At 37.6% G+C, this 18,628-nt stretch carries 16 protein-coding genes; 8 read left to right on the top strand and 8 right to left on the bottom strand.

The window, feature by feature from the left end:
* From H3R28_RS02850 to H3R28_RS02870, 5 genes are read left to right on the top strand one after another with little or no spacing between them, the layout of a single operon-like run.
* On the top strand, positions 1 to 1,236 hold the full coding sequence (locus H3R28_RS02850) for a sel1 repeat family protein (protein WP_198208891.1): 1,236 nt from the start codon (positions 1 to 3) through the stop codon (positions 1,234 to 1,236).
* Positions 1,233 to 3,185 carry a vWA domain-containing protein gene (locus H3R28_RS02855; RefSeq protein ID WP_370552812.1) on the top strand — a complete coding sequence of 651 codons (1,953 nt, stop codon included), beginning with the start codon at positions 1,233 to 1,235 and terminating at the stop codon, positions 3,183 to 3,185. Before H3R28_RS02850 ends, H3R28_RS02855 begins: the two co-directional genes overlap by 4 nt.
* Positions 3,185 to 3,895: an ABC transporter ATP-binding protein gene (locus tag H3R28_RS02860; RefSeq protein WP_198208889.1), complete on the top strand. Its 711-nt coding sequence runs from the start codon at positions 3,185 to 3,187 to the stop codon at positions 3,893 to 3,895. Before H3R28_RS02855 ends, H3R28_RS02860 begins: the two co-directional genes overlap by 1 nt.
* On the top strand, positions 3,888 to 5,114 hold the full coding sequence (locus tag H3R28_RS02865) for an ABC transporter permease (RefSeq protein ID WP_198208887.1): 1,227 nt from the start codon (positions 3,888 to 3,890) through the stop codon (positions 5,112 to 5,114). The genes H3R28_RS02860 and H3R28_RS02865 overlap by 8 nt, the downstream gene beginning before the upstream one ends.
* Positions 5,111 to 6,685, top strand: a complete 1,575-nt coding sequence (locus H3R28_RS02870) for an SUMF1/EgtB/PvdO family nonheme iron enzyme (RefSeq protein WP_198208885.1) — start codon at positions 5,111 to 5,113, stop codon at positions 6,683 to 6,685. Before H3R28_RS02865 ends, H3R28_RS02870 begins: the two co-directional genes overlap by 4 nt.
* A 78-nt stretch (positions 6,686 to 6,763) precedes the next feature.
* On the opposite strand, the gene H3R28_RS02875 is transcribed toward H3R28_RS02870, so the two are convergent.
* Positions 6,764 to 8,272 carry a carboxylesterase/lipase family protein gene (locus tag H3R28_RS02875; protein WP_198208879.1) on the bottom strand — a complete coding sequence of 503 codons (1,509 nt, stop codon included), beginning with the start codon at positions 8,270 to 8,272 and terminating at the stop codon, positions 6,764 to 6,766.
* A 277-nt stretch (positions 8,273 to 8,549) separates the two neighbouring features.
* Here H3R28_RS02875 and H3R28_RS02880 point away from each other — a divergent pair, with 277 nt between their 5' ends.
* A complete protein-coding gene (locus tag H3R28_RS02880) occupies positions 8,550 to 9,221 on the top strand; it encodes a glycine zipper domain-containing protein (protein WP_232351169.1) in 672 nt (223 codons plus the stop codon).
* 29 nt (positions 9,222 to 9,250) lie between these two features.
* Complete coding sequence (locus H3R28_RS02885; protein WP_155565516.1) at positions 9,251 to 9,715, top strand: hypothetical protein; 465 nt, start codon at positions 9,251 to 9,253, stop codon at positions 9,713 to 9,715.
* 7 nt (positions 9,716 to 9,722) lie between these two features.
* On the opposite strand, the gene H3R28_RS02890 is transcribed toward H3R28_RS02885, so the two are convergent.
* The 7 genes from H3R28_RS02890 to H3R28_RS02920 all read right to left on the bottom strand — a co-directional run bounded on the left by H3R28_RS02890 (position 9,723) and on the right by H3R28_RS02920 (position 17,830).
* Positions 9,723 to 10,739, bottom strand: coding sequence for a HoxN/HupN/NixA family nickel/cobalt transporter (locus H3R28_RS02890; RefSeq protein WP_198208877.1), 1,017 nt, complete (start codon positions 10,737 to 10,739; stop codon positions 9,723 to 9,725).
* An 81-nt stretch (positions 10,740 to 10,820) separates the two neighbouring features.
* Positions 10,821 to 11,156 (bottom strand): DoxX family protein, encoded by a 336-nt coding sequence (locus H3R28_RS02895; RefSeq protein WP_110438064.1) that lies wholly within the window; start codon positions 11,154 to 11,156, stop codon positions 10,821 to 10,823.
* Between the two features lie 159 nt (positions 11,157 to 11,315).
* On the bottom strand, positions 11,316 to 12,344 hold the full coding sequence (locus H3R28_RS02900; protein WP_198208875.1) for an isocitrate/isopropylmalate dehydrogenase family protein: 1,029 nt from the start codon (positions 12,342 to 12,344) through the stop codon (positions 11,316 to 11,318).
* Between the two features lie 96 nt (positions 12,345 to 12,440).
* A complete protein-coding gene (locus tag H3R28_RS02905) occupies positions 12,441 to 14,198 on the bottom strand; it encodes an aminopeptidase P family protein (RefSeq protein ID WP_198208874.1) in 1,758 nt (585 codons plus the stop codon).
* Between the two features lie 22 nt (positions 14,199 to 14,220).
* Positions 14,221 to 14,727 (bottom strand): GNAT family N-acetyltransferase, encoded by a 507-nt coding sequence (locus tag H3R28_RS02910; RefSeq protein WP_198208873.1) that lies wholly within the window; start codon positions 14,725 to 14,727, stop codon positions 14,221 to 14,223.
* Positions 14,724 to 15,629 (bottom strand): 50S ribosomal protein L11 methyltransferase, encoded by a 906-nt coding sequence (locus H3R28_RS02915; RefSeq protein WP_198208872.1) that lies wholly within the window; start codon positions 15,627 to 15,629, stop codon positions 14,724 to 14,726. The genes H3R28_RS02910 and H3R28_RS02915 overlap by 4 nt, the downstream gene beginning before the upstream one ends.
* Positions 15,626 to 17,830: an ATP-dependent helicase gene (locus H3R28_RS02920; RefSeq protein ID WP_198208871.1), complete on the bottom strand. Its 2,205-nt coding sequence runs from the start codon at positions 17,828 to 17,830 to the stop codon at positions 15,626 to 15,628. Before H3R28_RS02920 ends, H3R28_RS02915 begins: the two co-directional genes overlap by 4 nt.
* 83 nt (positions 17,831 to 17,913) lie before the next feature.
* Here H3R28_RS02920 and H3R28_RS02925 point away from each other — a divergent pair, with 83 nt between their 5' ends.
* On the top strand, positions 17,914 to 18,624 hold the full coding sequence (locus tag H3R28_RS02925) for a JAB domain-containing protein (protein ID WP_198208870.1): 711 nt from the start codon (positions 17,914 to 17,916) through the stop codon (positions 18,622 to 18,624).
* The last annotated feature ends 4 nt before the right edge of the window (positions 18,625 to 18,628 follow it).

The raw sequence follows: 18,628 nt of genomic DNA on the forward strand, positions 1-18,628 counted from the left end.
ATGAATTCGGTATTAAAAATTTCTGCATCAGGACCAGGTGAAGCCGCTATTACCGTAATAAGTAAGGCAAATTTGAAGGGACAGAATTTTAATATTACGTTTCCACAATTTCCCTCAATTCCTGTTCAAAAGGTTATACGTCAGGAACAACAAGTAAATGATCTAGTTTTATTTATTGAAGCTGACCGTTTATGTGATTTACTGGAGGCGGGGAGCCCATGCCAGATCAAGGTTCCGGAACTGGATCTTGTCCAAACCGTAATCTGGCCTCCCATTATCGGCAAACGAAGTATTTCCAGAAAAGTTGTTGAAAATAAAAAAATAGATGATGTCAGCAGTCCCGGGAAAGAGAAAGAAAATTTAGAAATAGTTGATAAAATAAATGGGCAACAAGAAGAACCCACTGTTTTCCTGGATCAATCGGGAGCTGAATCGGATATAGAAACTGTTGTAATGGATACTGAAAATAATCGAGTTAATCAAAATGAAAACAAACCTGATTTACCGGTCATAAATCCAGAGATACAAAAGAAACGCTCCTTTTTTCCACAGAAAGAGGATTTATTGAATAGTGAAAATCTGCATGGAGAATCAAACAAGACCAGAAGCAAACTACCTTGGATAATTTTAGGATCAGGTTTGGGTCTTTTGTCGTTATTCAGCATTGGAACAGGAATTTATATAAAAAAACATCATGTTCCCAATAAAAATCTTTCTGTTAAGGAAAAAACTATAGAAAACAAACCAGTAATAAAACAGAGTAATGATAAAAAGAATAATAATGATGGAAAACAATCTGAAAATTCCCAGAAGCAATCTTTTCCTGAATCAACCAAATCCAATTCCCAAAACAAGGCGGAAAATTTGGAAGTAATGCCATTACAGGATGTTCTTAGCAAAGCTCCCAGCACATTGGCTATTACTAAAGAGGGGGAAAGGCGGTTAGAAAATAAGCAGGCTGATGATGGAATTTTGTTATTGGAAAATGCAGCATCCAAGGGGGAAAGTGAAGCAATGGTCAAGTTGGGTTTACTTTACAGTCCTGTAAATTTCAAGGTGGATGGTCCCATTCCCAGTCCTGATATGCGTGAAGCGGCACGATATTTCCAGATGGCTGCACAAAAAGGGTCTCAAGAAGTTAGTGCCCCACGTCAAGCATTGTATGACTGGTTAAGTAAAAAAGCTGAAACGGGGGACGAAATGGCCCGTCTTACGTTAAAGGATTTTTGGCAGTGAGAAAAATTCTGAATAAATCATTAATTCTTTCGCTATTGTATTTTTCAGCAATAGAAAGTTCCTCAGTTATTCTTGCTGATCCTGCTGTTTCCCCATCCTCCACACCATTGCTTATGGAAGGAAAACATAATCTTTATCAAAAAATCATAACTAGACCTGGTGTTGTCTTATCAGATTCACCTTCAAATCAGAATGCGAAACCGATTGAGGGCTTCAAGGTTTTTTATGTTTATAAACGTCAGAAAGATACACAGGGAAATGAAGATTGGTTGCAGGTTGGAAGCGATACCCAGGGTCATATTGTAGGCTGGGTGCCAGCTGATAAAGTAATTAACTGGGCGCATACAATGGTTGGTGCCTTTACCAATCCGGCTGGACGCGAGCGTTCATTGTTCATGAAAAATGAACAGGATGAAAAACAGATATTGCTGGATCAATCTGGTGGGGATAAAGCCAAGGAATTAGCAAGAAATGCACTGGCCGGTAATCCTGGTCCGGTGATAGCCATGGAACCTGAAACATATGTAGATATCACTCATAATTTCTATTTGTTGCCAATTCTTGATGCCCAGCAGATAGATCGTCCAAGTGGTCCTCCATTACGTTTGCTTCATGTCGTTTCTGCTCCGTCACAAAAAAGCAAACCTGATTCATCGCCAGCGAATTTGAGGAATTTCAAGGCCAGTTTGGTGTTTGTTATGGATACGACTGTAAGTATGGAACCCTATATTGAACAAACTCAGGCAGCGGTTAAATCATTGATTAATTCAATAAAAAATACAGCGGTTAAAAATAATTTTCGTTTTGGATTGGTTGCCTTTCGGGACAGTTTGAAAGATAATCCGTCACTGGAATATGAAACAAAGGTTTTTGCAAGACCCGATTTCAAGCAACCTGTGGATAGTGTTAACAATGCCATAGCTTCTGTTCATGATGCAAAAGTTTCGTCAAAATCTTTTGACGAGGATGCTATAGCTGGAATTAAAACCGCACTTGATGAAATTGACTGGAATCAATCAGCTGGTAAATATATTATTCTGGTGACGGATGCAGGTGCAAGGGAGGCAAATGATCCTCACAGTATAACTAAACTGGGAATTGAAGAGATCAAACAGCTTGCTGAATCAAAAGGTGTTGCTGTATTTGTTGTTCATTTATTAACACCTGCAGGTCAGAAAATCAATAACCATATCAGGGCCGCAAGCCAATATAGAAAGCTAAGTCAGTTTGGTACGGCTGGATCCTTATATTTTCCTGTTAGGGGGGGGACACCAGAGGCTTTTTCAGTAGTAATTCAGACCCTTACAATGGCATTATTGCAACAGGTAGCGGATACAACAGGTCGACCTATAGCAGGATTGAATCCGTCAAAGAAAAATGCTCAATCTAAAAAAGCAGAGGATCAAATCAAAGTTGTCAGCCAAGCTATGCGTCTTGCCTATATGGGTAAGGAAGAAAATACTTCCGTTCCTGATATGATTTCGAGTTATACAACAGATCGGGATCTGACTAATCCAGTAAAAAAGGCCATTGAAGTACGTGTTCTCTTAACCAAAAATCAGTTGTCAGATTTAGCCCAATCTTTACAGATCATCTTGAAAACAGGATTAGCGGGAAGAACCGAACCACAGACGTTTTTTACCCAACTTCGTTCAGCCTTTGCAACAGCGGCCCGTGATCCGCAAAAAATTTCCCAATCTAAAAATATTGGCGGGTTACTGGGAGAATATTTGCAAGGTTTACCTTATAAGTCGGATATCATGAACATTTCGGAACAGGATTGGCTGGCAATGGGAGCAATTGCGCAAAGAACAGTTCTGAATAATGTCGAAAGTCGTTTACGACTTTATCAGGAATATGAGTCTCATCCTGATCTTTGGGTACAGTTAACTGGAAGCAAAGATCCTGGTGAAGCGGTTTATCCTGTTCCCTTGGAAGCCTTGCCTTGATGAGAGAATTTTTGGGAAATCCCTTTATTTTTCTTGATAATGTTGCATATGAATTTTCTGACGGAATCAAAATCAATATTGATCATGCAGAAATTAAACAGGGTGATCGTATACTTATTTCCGGTCCTTCAGGATGTGGTAAAAGTACGGTATTGGGAATGTTATCCTTATCCTTGAAACCGACAAAAGGACGTAATTTCTATTTTGAACAAAATGATATTTTAAAATTATGGAATAATTACAGACGGGATCAATTGGCTCATTTAAGGTCAGCATATTTTGGTTTTGTTCCGCAAACAGCGGGCCTAATACCTTTTATAACTATAAAGGAAAATATAACTCTACCCTTATCGATTATTGGAAAAAAGAACAAAGTCTGGTTTGATCAGTTGATTACCTATCTTGAAATTGGACCAATTTTATCTAAAAAGCCATGTCAGGTATCTGTTGGCCAGCGTCAAAGGGTGGCTGTTGCAAGAGCATTAATCAATAGACCCATGATTGTTTTAGCGGATGAACCCACGGCTTCTGTTCATCCCACTCTAGCCGACGAAATTTTACATTTATTGGTTGAGACAGTAACGGAGGCTGGATCCGTTTTAATCATGACCTCACATGATGTTAAACGGGCGTTACAATATGGTCTAAAGGAGATGGCGTGTAATATTGACAATAAAACGAAAATAACACGGTTACGGATCCATGCATAAAAATCTGCATTTATTTTTATCCGCTAAACTTGCCTGGAAAGATTTGAAAAATGAACCAATTTTATCGTTATGCCATATTCTGGGCATTGTCGCAGTTTTAGCCCCTTTAATTGTCATTGCCGGATTAAGAAGTGGTGTATTAACCAGTATTAGGCAATCATTGCTTGAAGATCCTCATGTCAGGGAAATAGTCACAATATCCAATCGTAGTTTTTCCCTTAATGATATAAAGAACATTAATTCAAATAACGATATTGCATTTATCATGCCTCGAACCCGTACACTGGCAGCAAGTTTGTTTATGGAAAATATGACTGACAAGAATAATGGTGATGGCAGGCATATCATGTTAGTACCTTCAGCCAAGGGTGACCCCTTGTTAGGTAATATTTCAGCTTTTATACAAAAAAATGATGAAATTTTTTTATCAGCCTCAGCGGCCAGCTATTTGCATATTCATGAGGGAGACCAAGTAAATGCCATTCTTGAAAGAATATATCATAATACTAAACAGCAAATAAATTTTCCTTTGAAAGTCGTATCTGTATTGCAACCCTCCGTTACAGATAAGGATTGCGCCTTTGTATCCTTGTCTTTGGCTGTTGCCGTGGAAACCTATCAGGATGGTATTGAAGACTGGCCCGTTCAAGTTAATAATTTCAAAATACCGCCAAATATCATGTATTCTGGTTTCCGGTTATATGCCAAAAATTTGACTGATGTGCCAAAATTAGACAGGAATCTACGTAATAACAATATAGATATCATATCAAGAGCAGGAGATGTTTCTGGATTATTATCGTTAACACAACGCTTGCAATATCTTTTCATTTTAATCGCGTCATTAGGAGGGGGCGGTTTATGTATTTCATTGGGATCTGGCCTTTGGGCAAATACCGAACGTAAACACAGATCTCTGGCTTTATTGCGCTATTCTGGATTTTGTTCATTGGATTTAATTTTTTTTCCACTTTTTCAATCTTTTATTCTTGCATTTTGCGGTCTGGCGATTTCGTTCGTTGCCGCGATAGGAGCAGGAGAACTGATTAATCATTTATTTAAAAATATTCTACCACAAAATCATGTTTTATTTTTGTTGAATAAGGAATTGATTTTGGCAACTATCTGTTTAACCTTTGGGGCAAGTTTCATAATCAGTTTTTTATCGGGAAAGAGAGCGGCCAAAATACAGCCATGGGAAGGGGTAATTGCTTTATGAAACAAATTGTTTTGATTATTGGACTTGGTATTGGATTTTTTCCTACTATTTCAAAAGCAATAAACGCATCATGGCCAAGTAAATTTATAGATATCCATCCAATGAAGGATGATTTTGCCTTGCCATTGCCTTGTGGAGGTAAAATGGTTTTTCGTAAGGTTGAAGTGCCAACAGAAGGTGGAGTTTTGGATGATTTACCAATTCAGATAGGACAATCTGAAACCCAGCAAGGTTATAGCGATTATATAAGGCAAGCGCAGCTTGCAGCACCATTTTCGAGCGGGGTGAATGGAAGTAATTTCTATTATATTGGGAAATATGACGTTACAAGAAATCAATATGATGCCATTCTAGATCAGGATTCATGTAAACAACCCGATCAGTCAGGACAGAAAGCAGTCAATAATATTTCATGGTTTGAGGCTCAAAATTTTGCGGAAAATTGGTCTGTTTGGCTATTGCAACATGCTAAAAATTCATTGCCAAAGCGTGGTAATAAATATGGTTATATCCGTTTACCTACAGAAGCGGAATGGTATTATGCTGCTCAGGGAGGCAACAAGGTTAGCGAAACGGATTTTCTTGCACCAACATGGCCAATGCCAGAAGGAATTGAAGAATATGTTATGGCTGGTTCGGAACTGGCAAATGGTCAGGTTCAAACGGTAGGTAGCATGAAACCAAATCCTTTGGGGTTATATGATATGTTGGGAGAAGTGGGGCAAATGATGCAGGATTATTATCACTTGAATCGTGTGGGACGTCAGCATGGATTAACAGGTGGAATAATAGTAAAAGGTGGAAATTATACATTTAATCCATCGGATCTCAATACGGCATTACGTGAGGAAATCCCTCTATATGACCAAAATACCAATCAACCGACACATCTCGCAACCATGGGTTTTAGAGTTGTTATTTCCGCACCTACATTGGGTAGCCTGCAAGAAACCAATCAGGCTTCATCAGAGTTTGATCAATTATTGCAAAAATCTCAAAAAGTGACAGCCAATACGCATCAGCTGATTGATAAGCTGAAGAAACAGACAACAGAGGCATCCTTAAAGGCCGGACTTGAACAGATATCAACACAACTGGATCAGGATGCCAGAGCTCGTAATGATTTCTTGGCGGCAACCATGCGTGCCCAAATTGAAGCGGCATCCGCTTTGGCATTAAATATTTGGGAAAATCAACATACAATATTGATTTTGGAAAAGGAATTATCGCTTTTGAATATGTTGAGCCAAAAACAAAAAAACGATATAAAATCAAACATTATCAATCATAAACAAATCTTAAATAATTCAATTGACGGGTATTTGGAAACTATCCGTAAAATAGCAGATTCATCATCGATTATTGATAGAAAAAAACAATTCACCATGATTGAAACAGCATATAAAGCTAGAAAACTCAATAATCTGGCGTTTTTTGCCAATCGAATACAGGTATTGCTCTCTTTACCAAAAAGTAAGTGGACAAATGTATATGTGCTGCAAGATATGAAAAATATTCAGTCAAATCAGGCAAGAGATTCTGTAAACATCAATAATAAAAACAATAATTGAAGTCCGTAAACTTAGTGTTACAGACCTCGAAAGAGAATCATGAGACAATACAGATTTGATCTCTTAGTCAGGATTTTTTTATTTTTTTAATGCATTTTCAATATAATCCAATCTCGATTGAAATGGATCAGTTTCAAATTTGATACCGGTTGTTGAAAAATTGAGTAATTTATCAGGATGAATTTTAAATTCGTAAAATTCCGATAATCCGTCTACTTTAGGTTTTGAATATTTTGCAAAATTGACCCAGTATTTTTTTATTGCTTCTGACATGGCATTGTCTTGAGGTGTCAAGGATGAGTATACTTTGTTCAACGTTCCAAAAACATAGGGTAATTCTGATGCATGAGGTGCCCCATAGGAAGTATAAGGACGGGCCGAACTGGTAATATAGGAAAAACGATAGCGATAGACAGGAACATTTTTACTGGCAATTTGTTGTGTCAATAACCGGGTCGGTTCAAGAATTTGAATATCGGCCATAAATTGATGCAAAATTCTGGTTTCGGATAATTTTCCATTCGGATTATAAATTTTATTGAGATCCTCTATATTCATTCCCAGCTTGCCTGCCATACCTTTCAAACCGGATTGGTTAATCATAAAACCATCACCACTCGTATCACCGATTAATGTAGGAACAGGATAAAAAGCACCTTTTTCAAAAGCACTATCAAGGGATTGCTTCAACATGATACCATCAATAATCAATCCTGAAAAATAGTCAGGTTGTAGATCATCTAAATTCAATTTATCGACAATGGTTTCAGCAGGTAGCTTACGCAAGTTTTCCAAAGCATATTCATCGTTTTGGATATTATTTTTTTTTGCGAAATTTAGGCCTGTTTTTTCTGCGTCATCAATGGTTCTGGGTGGGAAAAAGCGTGAATGCCCTGTTCCAGATTGAATAATGGCCTTATTAAATAAACCTTTTGCCTCTGAAATGGTCATTAGGGATATAATTGAGGCGCCGCCGGCAGATTCGCCAAATAAGGTGATATTATCGCTATCCCCCCCAAAAGAGGAAATATTTTTCTGTACCCATTGTAAAGCTGCAATTTGGTCCATAATTCCATAGTTTGCCCATTTGTTCTCCTCATTTTCTTGCTGCAAGTCCGGACGTGCAAAAAAACCAAAACGTCCAAGTCTGTAATTGAAAGTGACAACTATAACCCCTTCATTTGCCATTGAACTGCCATCGAAGATTTCCTGATTACTTCCGCCGGAAACAAAACCACCGCCATGAATCCAGACCATTACAGGATATTTTTTTTGGGTTTCGTTTTTTTCAAAAAAGGATTTTGGCATCCAGATATTAAGATATAGACAATCCTCGCTTGTTATAGGAAAGGTTTCTTTCTTATCCCATCGATTGGGATACTGACTGCAATTTGGTCCATATTCAGTGGTTGTTTTGATTCCCTGCCAAGGCTGAACAGGCTGTGGGGGAAACCACCTGAATGAACGAACAGGAGGCGTGGCATAAGGAATCCCTTTGAAAATAGCTAGTTGGTTATCAAAATATCCCTGAAGTTTTCCTTGATTATTTAATTCAATAAAAGGATGTGATGTTGATGCTGAAGTCATTGTAATAAGTGCCAAAGATGATAAAAATGTGAGAAAAAATTGAAATATTACTTTTTTTAAAAAAGGGTATTCATACATGCGTATTGTACTTTTTTATGAAATGAACAAATCTGAATGTTTATAGGCCAGTTAACTCAAATAGTATAAATAAATATCTCTTTTATGATATAATTATCACCTTACAACAATTATCGTGATTCCAAAATTTATTAAAGGATTGGATCATGAACTTATTTGGTTTAGATTATTTGTATTTAATAAAATATTAAGGTAACGTATGTCCAGATCCTATTTTACTAAAATTATTATTGGCTGTTTCTGTTTTTCATTAATGGCATGTACACCTGCCTATAATCCAAATCTATCTCCCGAACAAAATCGACAAATACAAAGAAATTCCCAATTCAATCAAACGCTTGGGACAGGAGCATTGAGCGGTGCAGCTCTTGGGGCTTTGGTGGGAGGTTTGGCTGGTCATGGTAAGGGGGCTTTGATTGGTTCATTAAGTGGAGCGGCATTGGGAACCGGTGCTGGATATGCTGTTGCACATCGTACAGAAAATCAGCAGTTACAGGAAGATCAATTGAACAAACAAATTGCCGCCGCTCATCAGATAGCTTTGAATGCAAGTAATGACGCGCAACAGGCATCGCTTCAGGTTGCTCAGTTACAGAGACAACTGGCAAACCTTAATAAACAGATAGCGTCAAAACAAATTACTGTTAGACAATATAAACAACAATTATCTCATTTTAATAATCAAAAAGCCCAATTAAACAATAAGATAAATTATTATTCTAAACAAAGTGACCAAATGCACCAATACGCTCAGATAGCTCATGATAATCGTTTTGAGCAGGAAGCACAATCAACAGATGCAGCAGTTAGCCGTTTAAAATATGCCGAGAATATTTTAGTGAATGGCATGAACAATCAACCTGCAGGTTGATTAAAATAAATTTTCAAAAGGATTTATTAATGAAATTCTATCAATTTATCATACCCTTAACTTCATTCATGATATTAACAAACTGTTCCAATCCTCAAAGTTGTGATCCTGATAAAACAAATTTTTTTAGCGGATTGGGATGTTCTGTTGGTAATGGTTATAATAAACGCTCCCAGAATTTGAATAATCAATTGCAATATGAACAGCAAAATGCGGTAAACCAACAACAGAATGCGGCTCAGGCTCATTCACAATCCATTGAATTGCAGTCCAGGTTAGAACAAAGACGCAATCAATTGACTCAAATAGATAATCAGGCTTGGGCTGCACGGAAAAAATTGCAGGATGCTCGAGCGAATCATAGTTTGACGCAACAACAGTTAAATCAGAAACAAAAATTGCTGGATAATTACAATGCAAGAAGATCCAGGGTAAATGATGATCCTTCACAACAGGATCTAAATGCTCTGTCAGCAATCTTGGGTAAAATGTAATGAATAATTAGGTAGCTTTCCTAAATTTATGAAATATTGTAAAGGATGAGATCCAGCAGAGTATAAATATACTGATAATTATGAAACCTGCAGACCCTAGATTTTCTTGTAATTCTTGAATTTGATCCCAAAAAAATCCGGAAAGCTTGAATTTTTCCTGTAACAACCCTAGAATTTCAATTCCACCAATGACAGTCGCGATAAAAATTGAAAGGCCAGTCATGGTTAGATTATACCATAATTTCCTTAGTGGTTCTTTAAATGCCCAATTATAGGCACCTGTCATAACAATACTGTCTGTAGTGTCAATCAGGGTCATTCCGCAAGTAAATAAAAGCGGAAAAACCATAATATCCCACGTGGCCATGCCTTTAGCTGCCTGTATGGCGGCAATTCCCAATAAACCGATCTCGGTTGCAGTATCAAATCCCAAACCGAAAAGAAAACCCAATGGTAACATATGCCATTCCTTGGACACCATGCGAAAGGCGGGTTTTAAAATTCTCGATATAAATCCTCTTGAAGCGAGTATATTATCCATATCCTCGACTGAATAGAATTTATTTGCACGAAAATCTTTGAATATTTTCCAAATTTTCAAAAATATAAAAAAATTGATAAATGCTATAATCAACAAGAAACTGCCGGATACCAAAGTCGCTAGGGTACCACCAATTAATTGGAATTCATCAATTTGTGTTTTGAACCGATTGGCAAAAATTGCAACGAGCAGACAAAAAAGAATAACTATACTTGAATGACCAAGAGCAAACCATAATCCAGTGGCAAGGGAAGGTTTTTTATGTTGGGTAAATTGTCTGACAACATTATCAATGGCAGCAATGTGGTCTGCATCCACTGCATGACGCAAACCGAATACCCAAGCCAAAAACGCTGTGTTGAGAAGAAGAGGTGATTGGTAAAATGATTTCAGGGCCCAAATCCATGCAAATATATTTGCAAGTATCAAGAAAAAATAAATGGAAATGACAGATTTTACCGGACGTTTAGGAGAAATTCGCATCAAAATCCTTGAGATATATATTAAAACCCCTTTTATTAAAGTAATTTAACCTTAAATAAAAGGGGCATTAAGATTCAGATTTTAATTTTTTTTACACCGTAAAAGCGAGAGAGCGGCAAAAATACCAACACCATCAAGAGCGAGATCCTGTTTTCTTTTATGCTTCAAACCTGCAGCAAACATGCATGTTGCAGCTGCCAATAGGGTAAGAGCGCCCAATTTAGAGGTTTTTTTGCATAAAAGCATTGATGCCCCAGCAACTTCAAGGCCACCAACTATTTTCATATTGGTTTGAGACCAATTCATTTCAGAAAATCTTTTTTCTTGGATGCTAGCGCCTAAAACCTTGCTTGTTCCACATGCAGCAAATCCCAAACCAACAAGGGTTTTAAAGATTTTTTTGCAACATTTAGCCATAATTATAATCTCCTAAATATGAATATTTTGTAAATAAGTGTAACAATTACCATTCCAAGAAATTAAGTAAATAAATTTGAAATGAACTTATTTAAAACTGTAAATATATTTTACAAAATGCCTGTAAGAAAATCTATATAAATCGAAGATTATGATAAATTAAGCTACAGCTTGTTTTAATGCCGCCGTAATTTCTTTCGTAGTTACATTACCTCCCAGATCACGGGTTCTGACTTTATCCTCGACAACAACCTTATGAATTGCCTTATCAATTCTTTTTGCAAGATCGTCACGTTTAACATGTTTCAACATTAAGGCTGCGGCTCTCAACACAGCGATAGGATTGGCGCAGTTTTTACCTGCTATATCTGGAGCGGAACCATGAACAGCCTCAAACATGGCCGCTTTTTCACCGATATTAGCGCCTGGTGCAAGACCCAGCCCACCTGTTAAACCTGATGTCAGGTCTGATAGAATATCCCCGAAGAGATTGGTTGTAACGATTACATCGTAGGTTTCGGGTTTTATAACCAGTTCCATCGAACAGGCATCAACAATACGTTCCTCACAGGCAATTTTACCTTCGTATTCCTTGGCAACCTTGCGACCCTCTTCAAGAAACAGACCGCATAATTCTTTAAGAATATTGGCCTTGTGAACAAGTGTAACCTTTTTACGATTGTTTTGCACTGCATAATCAAAGGCAAATTTAACAATTCTCCGGCATTCTTTACGTGAGGTGTAACCTGCACATGTGGCGATGGCTTTCAGATCATTATCAACAGGAATATGATTTTCCATGGCAGCATAAAAACCTTCGAGATTTTCACGTACTACAACAATGTCAATATTATCAAATCTGCCACCCTGAATAAGAGTTTTGGTGGGACGAACATTTGCATAAAGTCCGAATTCCCTGCGTAGGGTAACATTGATTGAACGGTAACCTTTACCTACAGGTGTTGTCAGGGGCCCTTTCAATACCAGGCCAGTTTTGTGAATACTCTCGATTGTTGACTGAGGTAATGGATCGCCTGATGCATCCACGCCAGCCATGCCCGCAAGTTGTCTGTCCCATTTGAATGGTGCCTGAATGGTATCGAGAATTTCGATAGTTGCACCAACAATTTCGGGACCTATTCCATCGCCTGGGATAAGGGTGGCTGGAATTAGAGATAGATTTGACATGATTGTACCTTTGAATGATTCTAAATAAAAATTAAATCTATGTTAATTTCATATATTTTTTATCATCGATCTCGGGGTTAATAAAGGCATCAACTATCAAATGAACGTGCACATTTTCATGAGCCATGTTTGCTCGTTTTTATTCAGATGAGGATAGATCAAATCGGTAATTTGTTTATGATAATTGTTTAACCAATTTTTTTCCTGTGGGGTTAACAAAGTTGAATTTATGATTTTCCAGTCAAAAGGGACAAGCGTTAAGGGTTTAAATTTCAAAAAGTTATCATAAGGAGCCTTGCAAACAAGTAAAAGGTTTTCAAGACGGATACCATGATGTCCAGCAAGATAGTATCCTGGTTCATTGGAAAGAATCATTCCTTCTTTTAGGGAAATAGGAAAGGGTTGTGATGATATTCGACAGGGACCTTCATGTACGGAAAGATAACTTCCCACACCATGACCAGTTCCGTGATCATAATTCAAACCGTTCTGCCATAAAGCGTAACGTGCCAATACGTCAAGTTGACTCCCTGTTGTTCCAATTGGAAAAACGGCTGATGAAAGTGCGATATGGCCTTTTAGAACCATTGTTGCCTGTTCACGAATTAAGGAGGAAGCAAATTTTTTTCCCATCCAAATGGTGCGGGTGATATCTGTGGTTCCGTCTTTGTACTGTCCGCCACTGTCAATAAGGTAAAGCTGATTTTCCCTTATAATCGAGTGGTTTGTTTTTGTTGCTTGGTAATGGATAATCGCACCGTTGGAACCGGTGGCAGAGATTGCCGGAAAACTCTCTTCTTTGTAAAATTTTCCCCCGGTTTCTATTCTGAACTGGTTGAGTTTTTCTGCCACTACAGTTTCAGATTTATCAATACCATGTTTCTCAAGCCAGAATAAAAAACGGCATATTGCAATACCATCCCTGATATGGGCATTTATGGCACCTTTTTGCTCAACTTGATTTTTGCATGACTTGGGCAACAGAATGGGATTTGTACGATAATGAATTGATATTTCTTGTTTTTTGAGAAGTTGAATAAATCCTATCGGTGTCTGATTTTTATCCAATCCTATGACAAAAGATTTGATTTTTCTTAAATCTGCATATATATCATTTCGTGAACATAATTTTACAGTGTGACCGAGAAAATCTGACAGTGTTTCGGAACATTGTTCCTGATCTGCATATAAACATACGTGATCTCTATATAAAATTGCATAAACAAGTGGGATAGGGCTATATGGAACATCGGAACCACGAATATTAAGAAGCCAGCATATAGAGGCTGGATCACAAAATATAAATGCATCTTCATTGTTGAAAAGTAGTTCTTTTTGCAATTTTTCGATTTTATTATGATGTGATAAACCAGAAAATTCCAGAGGATGAGGTTCAATAGGTTGATTAGGATAGCCAGGTTGATCCAGCCAAATTGTGTCTATTGGATTATCAGTGATTGGAACAAATATTATTTTATTATTTTGTAGTGATTCCAAGTTTTTTTGACTCATTAATCTTGGGTCATATCCTAATTTTAATTTTTGCAGATGATTGTGATCTAAGATCCATGCAAGAGGTGATTTATGGGAAATATGGTGATATTCCCATAATTCTTGGTCAAGCTGCTGTTGCATTTGAAGAATATAGCGTCCATCTGAAAATACAGCAGCATTATCCGGCAATACAATAGCCATGCCTGCACTTCCCGTAAATCCAGTCAACCACGCAAGGCGTTCGGCATAAGGGGCGACATATTCATTGAGAAATTCATCCCCGCGATTGATTATAAATCCGTCAAGATGATCTTTTTTTAGTATGGAACGAAGCGAAGATAGTTTTTCTGTATGTTGCATAAGATGATTTTATTCAAGGTTATTAATGATCTGAATTTATTATTTTGTACATGAACAATAGATCCAGCCATTTTTCAAATTTTATTCCTGTTTGCGGTAAGATACCTGCATGTTTGAATCCGAACCATTCATGTAATCGTATCGAGGCTTGATTATTGGCGGTTATGGCAGCGACCATGACATGTACATTATTTTGGGAGGCATAATTCACAAGATGCTTCATCAGTTTTTTGCCAAGTCCTTGGCCCTGAGCTTCCGGAATCAGATAAACCGAATGCTCAACAGTATGTTTATACCCGTCATAGGCCCTGAAATGTCCATATGTGGCAAAACCGAGGATTTTTTGCTGTTCATTGACGGCAACAAAAATCGGGAATCCCTCTTTCTCATGGTTTTCGAACCATACTAGCTGTTCATCATAGGTGCGGACTTTTGTCATCCAGAAAGCCGTTCCATAAATGATCTCTCGATTAACGATCTTGAGGATACTGTTAAGATCCGTAATTAATGCATGGCGGATTTGAATCATGTTTCTCTCGGTTTTTTAAGAATTAATGTCGCCCAATGTCCCTGTGTAACTTTGTCTTCAAGCTTCAGACCCTGTTTTTGATGTGCGGACAATACCATTGCTGTTTGGGATACAAGTAGACCCGATAATATTGCTATACCTTCAGGTTGTAAATTTCTGGCTAGATTTCTGGCCATTTTACATAAGGGACGTGCAAGAATATTGGCAAAAACAAGATCATATGGGGCTTGCTTTCGAATTGAAGGTGTCAGCCAACCATTACCAACCTTACAATGGACGAAATTCCCCAGTTTGTTTCTTTTAATATTTTCTCGGGCAGCTCGAACGGACCATGGTTCAATATCAACAGCCAGAACCTTTTGATGGAATAAGGCAGCTGCAGCCATTGCCAAAATTCCTGAACCACATCCAAGATCAAGAATTTTACGAGGTTTTTTATAAGCGATTTTTTCAAGGGCAATTAGGCATCCACGAGTTGAACCATGTTCACCAGATCCGAAAGCCACACCTGCATCAAGGGTTAAAACAACACGTGAAGAAGTGATTGGATCGTTTAAATGCGTGCCACGAATAATGAACATATTACCCACTTTTTGTGCAGGAAAAGATTCATAGGTTTTTGCAAGCCATCCTTCTGTTTCAGTGGAATGTTTTTGGATTTCTGGAAAGAACTGGGTAAGGCCGCTTGCTAACGTAATTGCATTGTTAAGCTCTTTATCTCCATAGCCTGTATCCTTGATTCCTTCCAATCGCCAAAGATTCTTGTCTTCATTTTCTTCAAATATTCCTACGGTCGGGCAAACCGTGTTCAGAGCCTGTTCGAATATTTCAATATGTTTTTCTGGAACAATTAGTGAAATGGTTTCAAGCGCATTGGCATGCCGTTTAGTTTTTAATGTCATGATGTTTCCGTCACAAAGCTGTCTATAACGTTTTTAATTCCGGTTTTATCGAAATTGATTTCAAGTTTATTCTGTTCAGTCTTTAAAACAGTTCCATAACCGAATTTTTGATGAAACACACGGGCACCTACAGGAATATTTTTAGATTTTGGCAAATTTTGGCGTTGTTTATTCGGTGTAAAAATATTTCCAAAAGAAATGGTGACTCGGTTTTTTTTTCCAAAATTCAAATTATGAAAATAATTTGGATTACTATGGTTTCTATTGATTCTGATTGACGGATTTAAAATAAACTGGCTGGGTAGTTCTTCAATGAAACGGCTGGGAATTGCTGATTGCCAGTTTCCATAAATCTGGCGGTTTGCGGCATAGGATATCACCAGATTTCGCTTGGCACGGGTAATGCCAACATAAGCCAAACGTCTTTCCTCTTCCAAGCCATTTAATCCATTTTCATCCAGTGTGCGTTGTGAGGGAAAAAGGCCTTCCTCCCATCCCGGCAAAAAAACAGTATCAAATTCAAGGCCCTTGGCGGCGTGAAGTGTCATTAAATTGACCTTGTCCTCTCCACTCAGTTCATCATTATCCATTATAAGAGAGATATGCTCCAAGAATTCATTCAAAGATTGAAATTCGGACATCGCCCGGAAAAGTTCCCTGATGTTTTCAAGTCTGCCTTCTGATTCAACAGAGTTGTTTTGCTGCCACATCTCAATATAGCCGCAATGATGAATCAGGTCATCAATCGCTTTTAGATGACCATCTTTTTCACTTGTGGATCTTGCCATTTCAAGTTGAAGCATCAGTTGATTCAGTTCACTCGCTACCTTACCCCTGATTATTTCCTGATTTAATGCTTGCTGTGCTGCCATCGTTAGGGAAATATTGGACTCTCGGGAAAGCAGATGTAATTTCTGAAGGGCGGCTTTGCCAATCCCGCGTTTCGGAACATTAATGATTCTTTCAAATGCCAAATCATCTGACGGCTGGGCGACAGTGCGCATATAAGCGATGACATCGCGTATTTCAGCACGTTCGTAAAACCTTACCCCGCTAATGATTTTATAGGGTATTCCCAATTTAATCATGCATTCCTCAAAAGGACGGGTTTGGGAACTGGTACGCATCAGGATTGCCATATCGCCAAATTGTTGTTCCTTTTTGTGAAAATCAATAATATTTTTACAAATGATTCTTGCCTCTTCATCGGAATCATAGGTTGAGAGAATTTTAACTTTTTCTCCTTCAACGGTGGCATTGGCAGCGTGAAGAGTTTTTCCCAATCGCTGCGAGTTAAATGATATCAAGCCTGATGCGGCACCAAGGATAGAGGAGGTTGAACGATAATTATTTTCCAAACGGATAATTTTAGCCCCTGGAAAATCCCTTTCAAATCTCAAAATATTGGTTATATCTGCCCCACGCCAGGAATATATGGATTGATCGTCATCTCCCACACAGCAAATATTGGCTTCTTGTCCATTTTTTTGGGCTAATAATTTTAACCACAAATATTGTATCATATTGGTGTCTTGATATTCATCAACCATAATATACGTAAAATAACGCTGATATTTTTCCAAGATATGTTGATGCTGGCTAAAAATATTAAACATATGCAGTATAAGATCGCCAAAATCACATGCGTTAATTTCCCGCAGGCGTTTTTGATAATGGGCATAAATTTTCTTGATTAGGGAATTTCCGGATTTATTTATTTCATCATTAGGCAAGTTATCCGGTGAGTAACCCTTGTCTTTCCAGAACTGGATTGTACCAAGAATTAACTGTGGGGATATTTTTTTTGTGTCGATTGAATAAGCGGGTGTAATTTGCTTGATTAGGCGTAATTGATCATCTGTGTCCAGAATGGTGAAATTAGAGGTTAATCCGACAAGTGTAGCATTTTCCCTTAACATCCTTGCACATATTTTATGAAAACTTCCCAACCATAATCCCTCGACTGGCTTATTTATAAGGCTGGCAATTCTTTCGCTCATTTCTCTTGAAGCTTTATTGGTAAAAGTCACCGCTAAAATCTGATTGGGATACGCTTTTCCTGAAAGGAGAATATGGGCAAAACGTGATGTTAAAACACGAGTTTTACCGGTTCCGGCACCAGCCAGCACTAGAATAGGACCTTCTGTTGTTTCAACAGCTTTTTTTTGCGTTTCGTTAAGTTGGCTTAGATATTGGGTCATTACGCTTTACAGGATTGAATTAATTTTCAATATTGTTGATAAGGTGATTGATGAAATCAAATGATAACAGGTTGAACATATTAATGGATCATAATTCTTCTTTACCCTCGAATGATAAAGGAAGCAAACCTTTTAAAAATTTGGACGGTAGGGGACATCGCAACCGTATGCGTTCAAAAATTTTATCCAGGGGAACAGATGTTCTCGAAGATTACGAGATCCTTGAAATGCTGTTATATTCAGTCATTCCCAGAAAGGATACAAAACCTTTGGCAAAACAGTTGATTAACCAGCATGGTTCTTTGGGGCATGTTATCAAAGCAAATACAGATTGTATTGATCAGATCATATACAGTAAGAGATTTACTGAATTGATACAATTCATTCAATTGGTGGCTTTGCGTTTATGCATGTCTGATTTAATTGTGCCAACAAGTTTTAAACGCTTGAATGAAATGGTTGTTTTTTTGGAAAAAAACTTTCCAAAACAGAATAAAATCAATCTTAAATCCTTGAGGATAATTTATTTAAACAGTCAATATAACTTCATCAAAGAATATTTTATGGTGTATCCATCAAAAAATTCTGTTGCGTCTATACTAAAGAAAGCAATTGAAAATGATGCGACTCAAATTGTATTGGTACATTATGTTAATGAAGAAATAACTCCTGATATGAAATATCAGATTGAACAATTCTCCAAAATGTTGCAATCAAAGGTTGGTTTTTTTGATTTGAATCTCAGTGAACATTTATTTTGCGTTAATCATCATTATGTTAGTATATTAAAATAATCCA

Origin of the sequence: Commensalibacter sp. M0268, assembly GCF_016101925.1 — a bacterium.
Taxonomy (GTDB): Bacteria; Pseudomonadota; Alphaproteobacteria; order Acetobacterales; family Acetobacteraceae; genus Commensalibacter; species Commensalibacter melissae.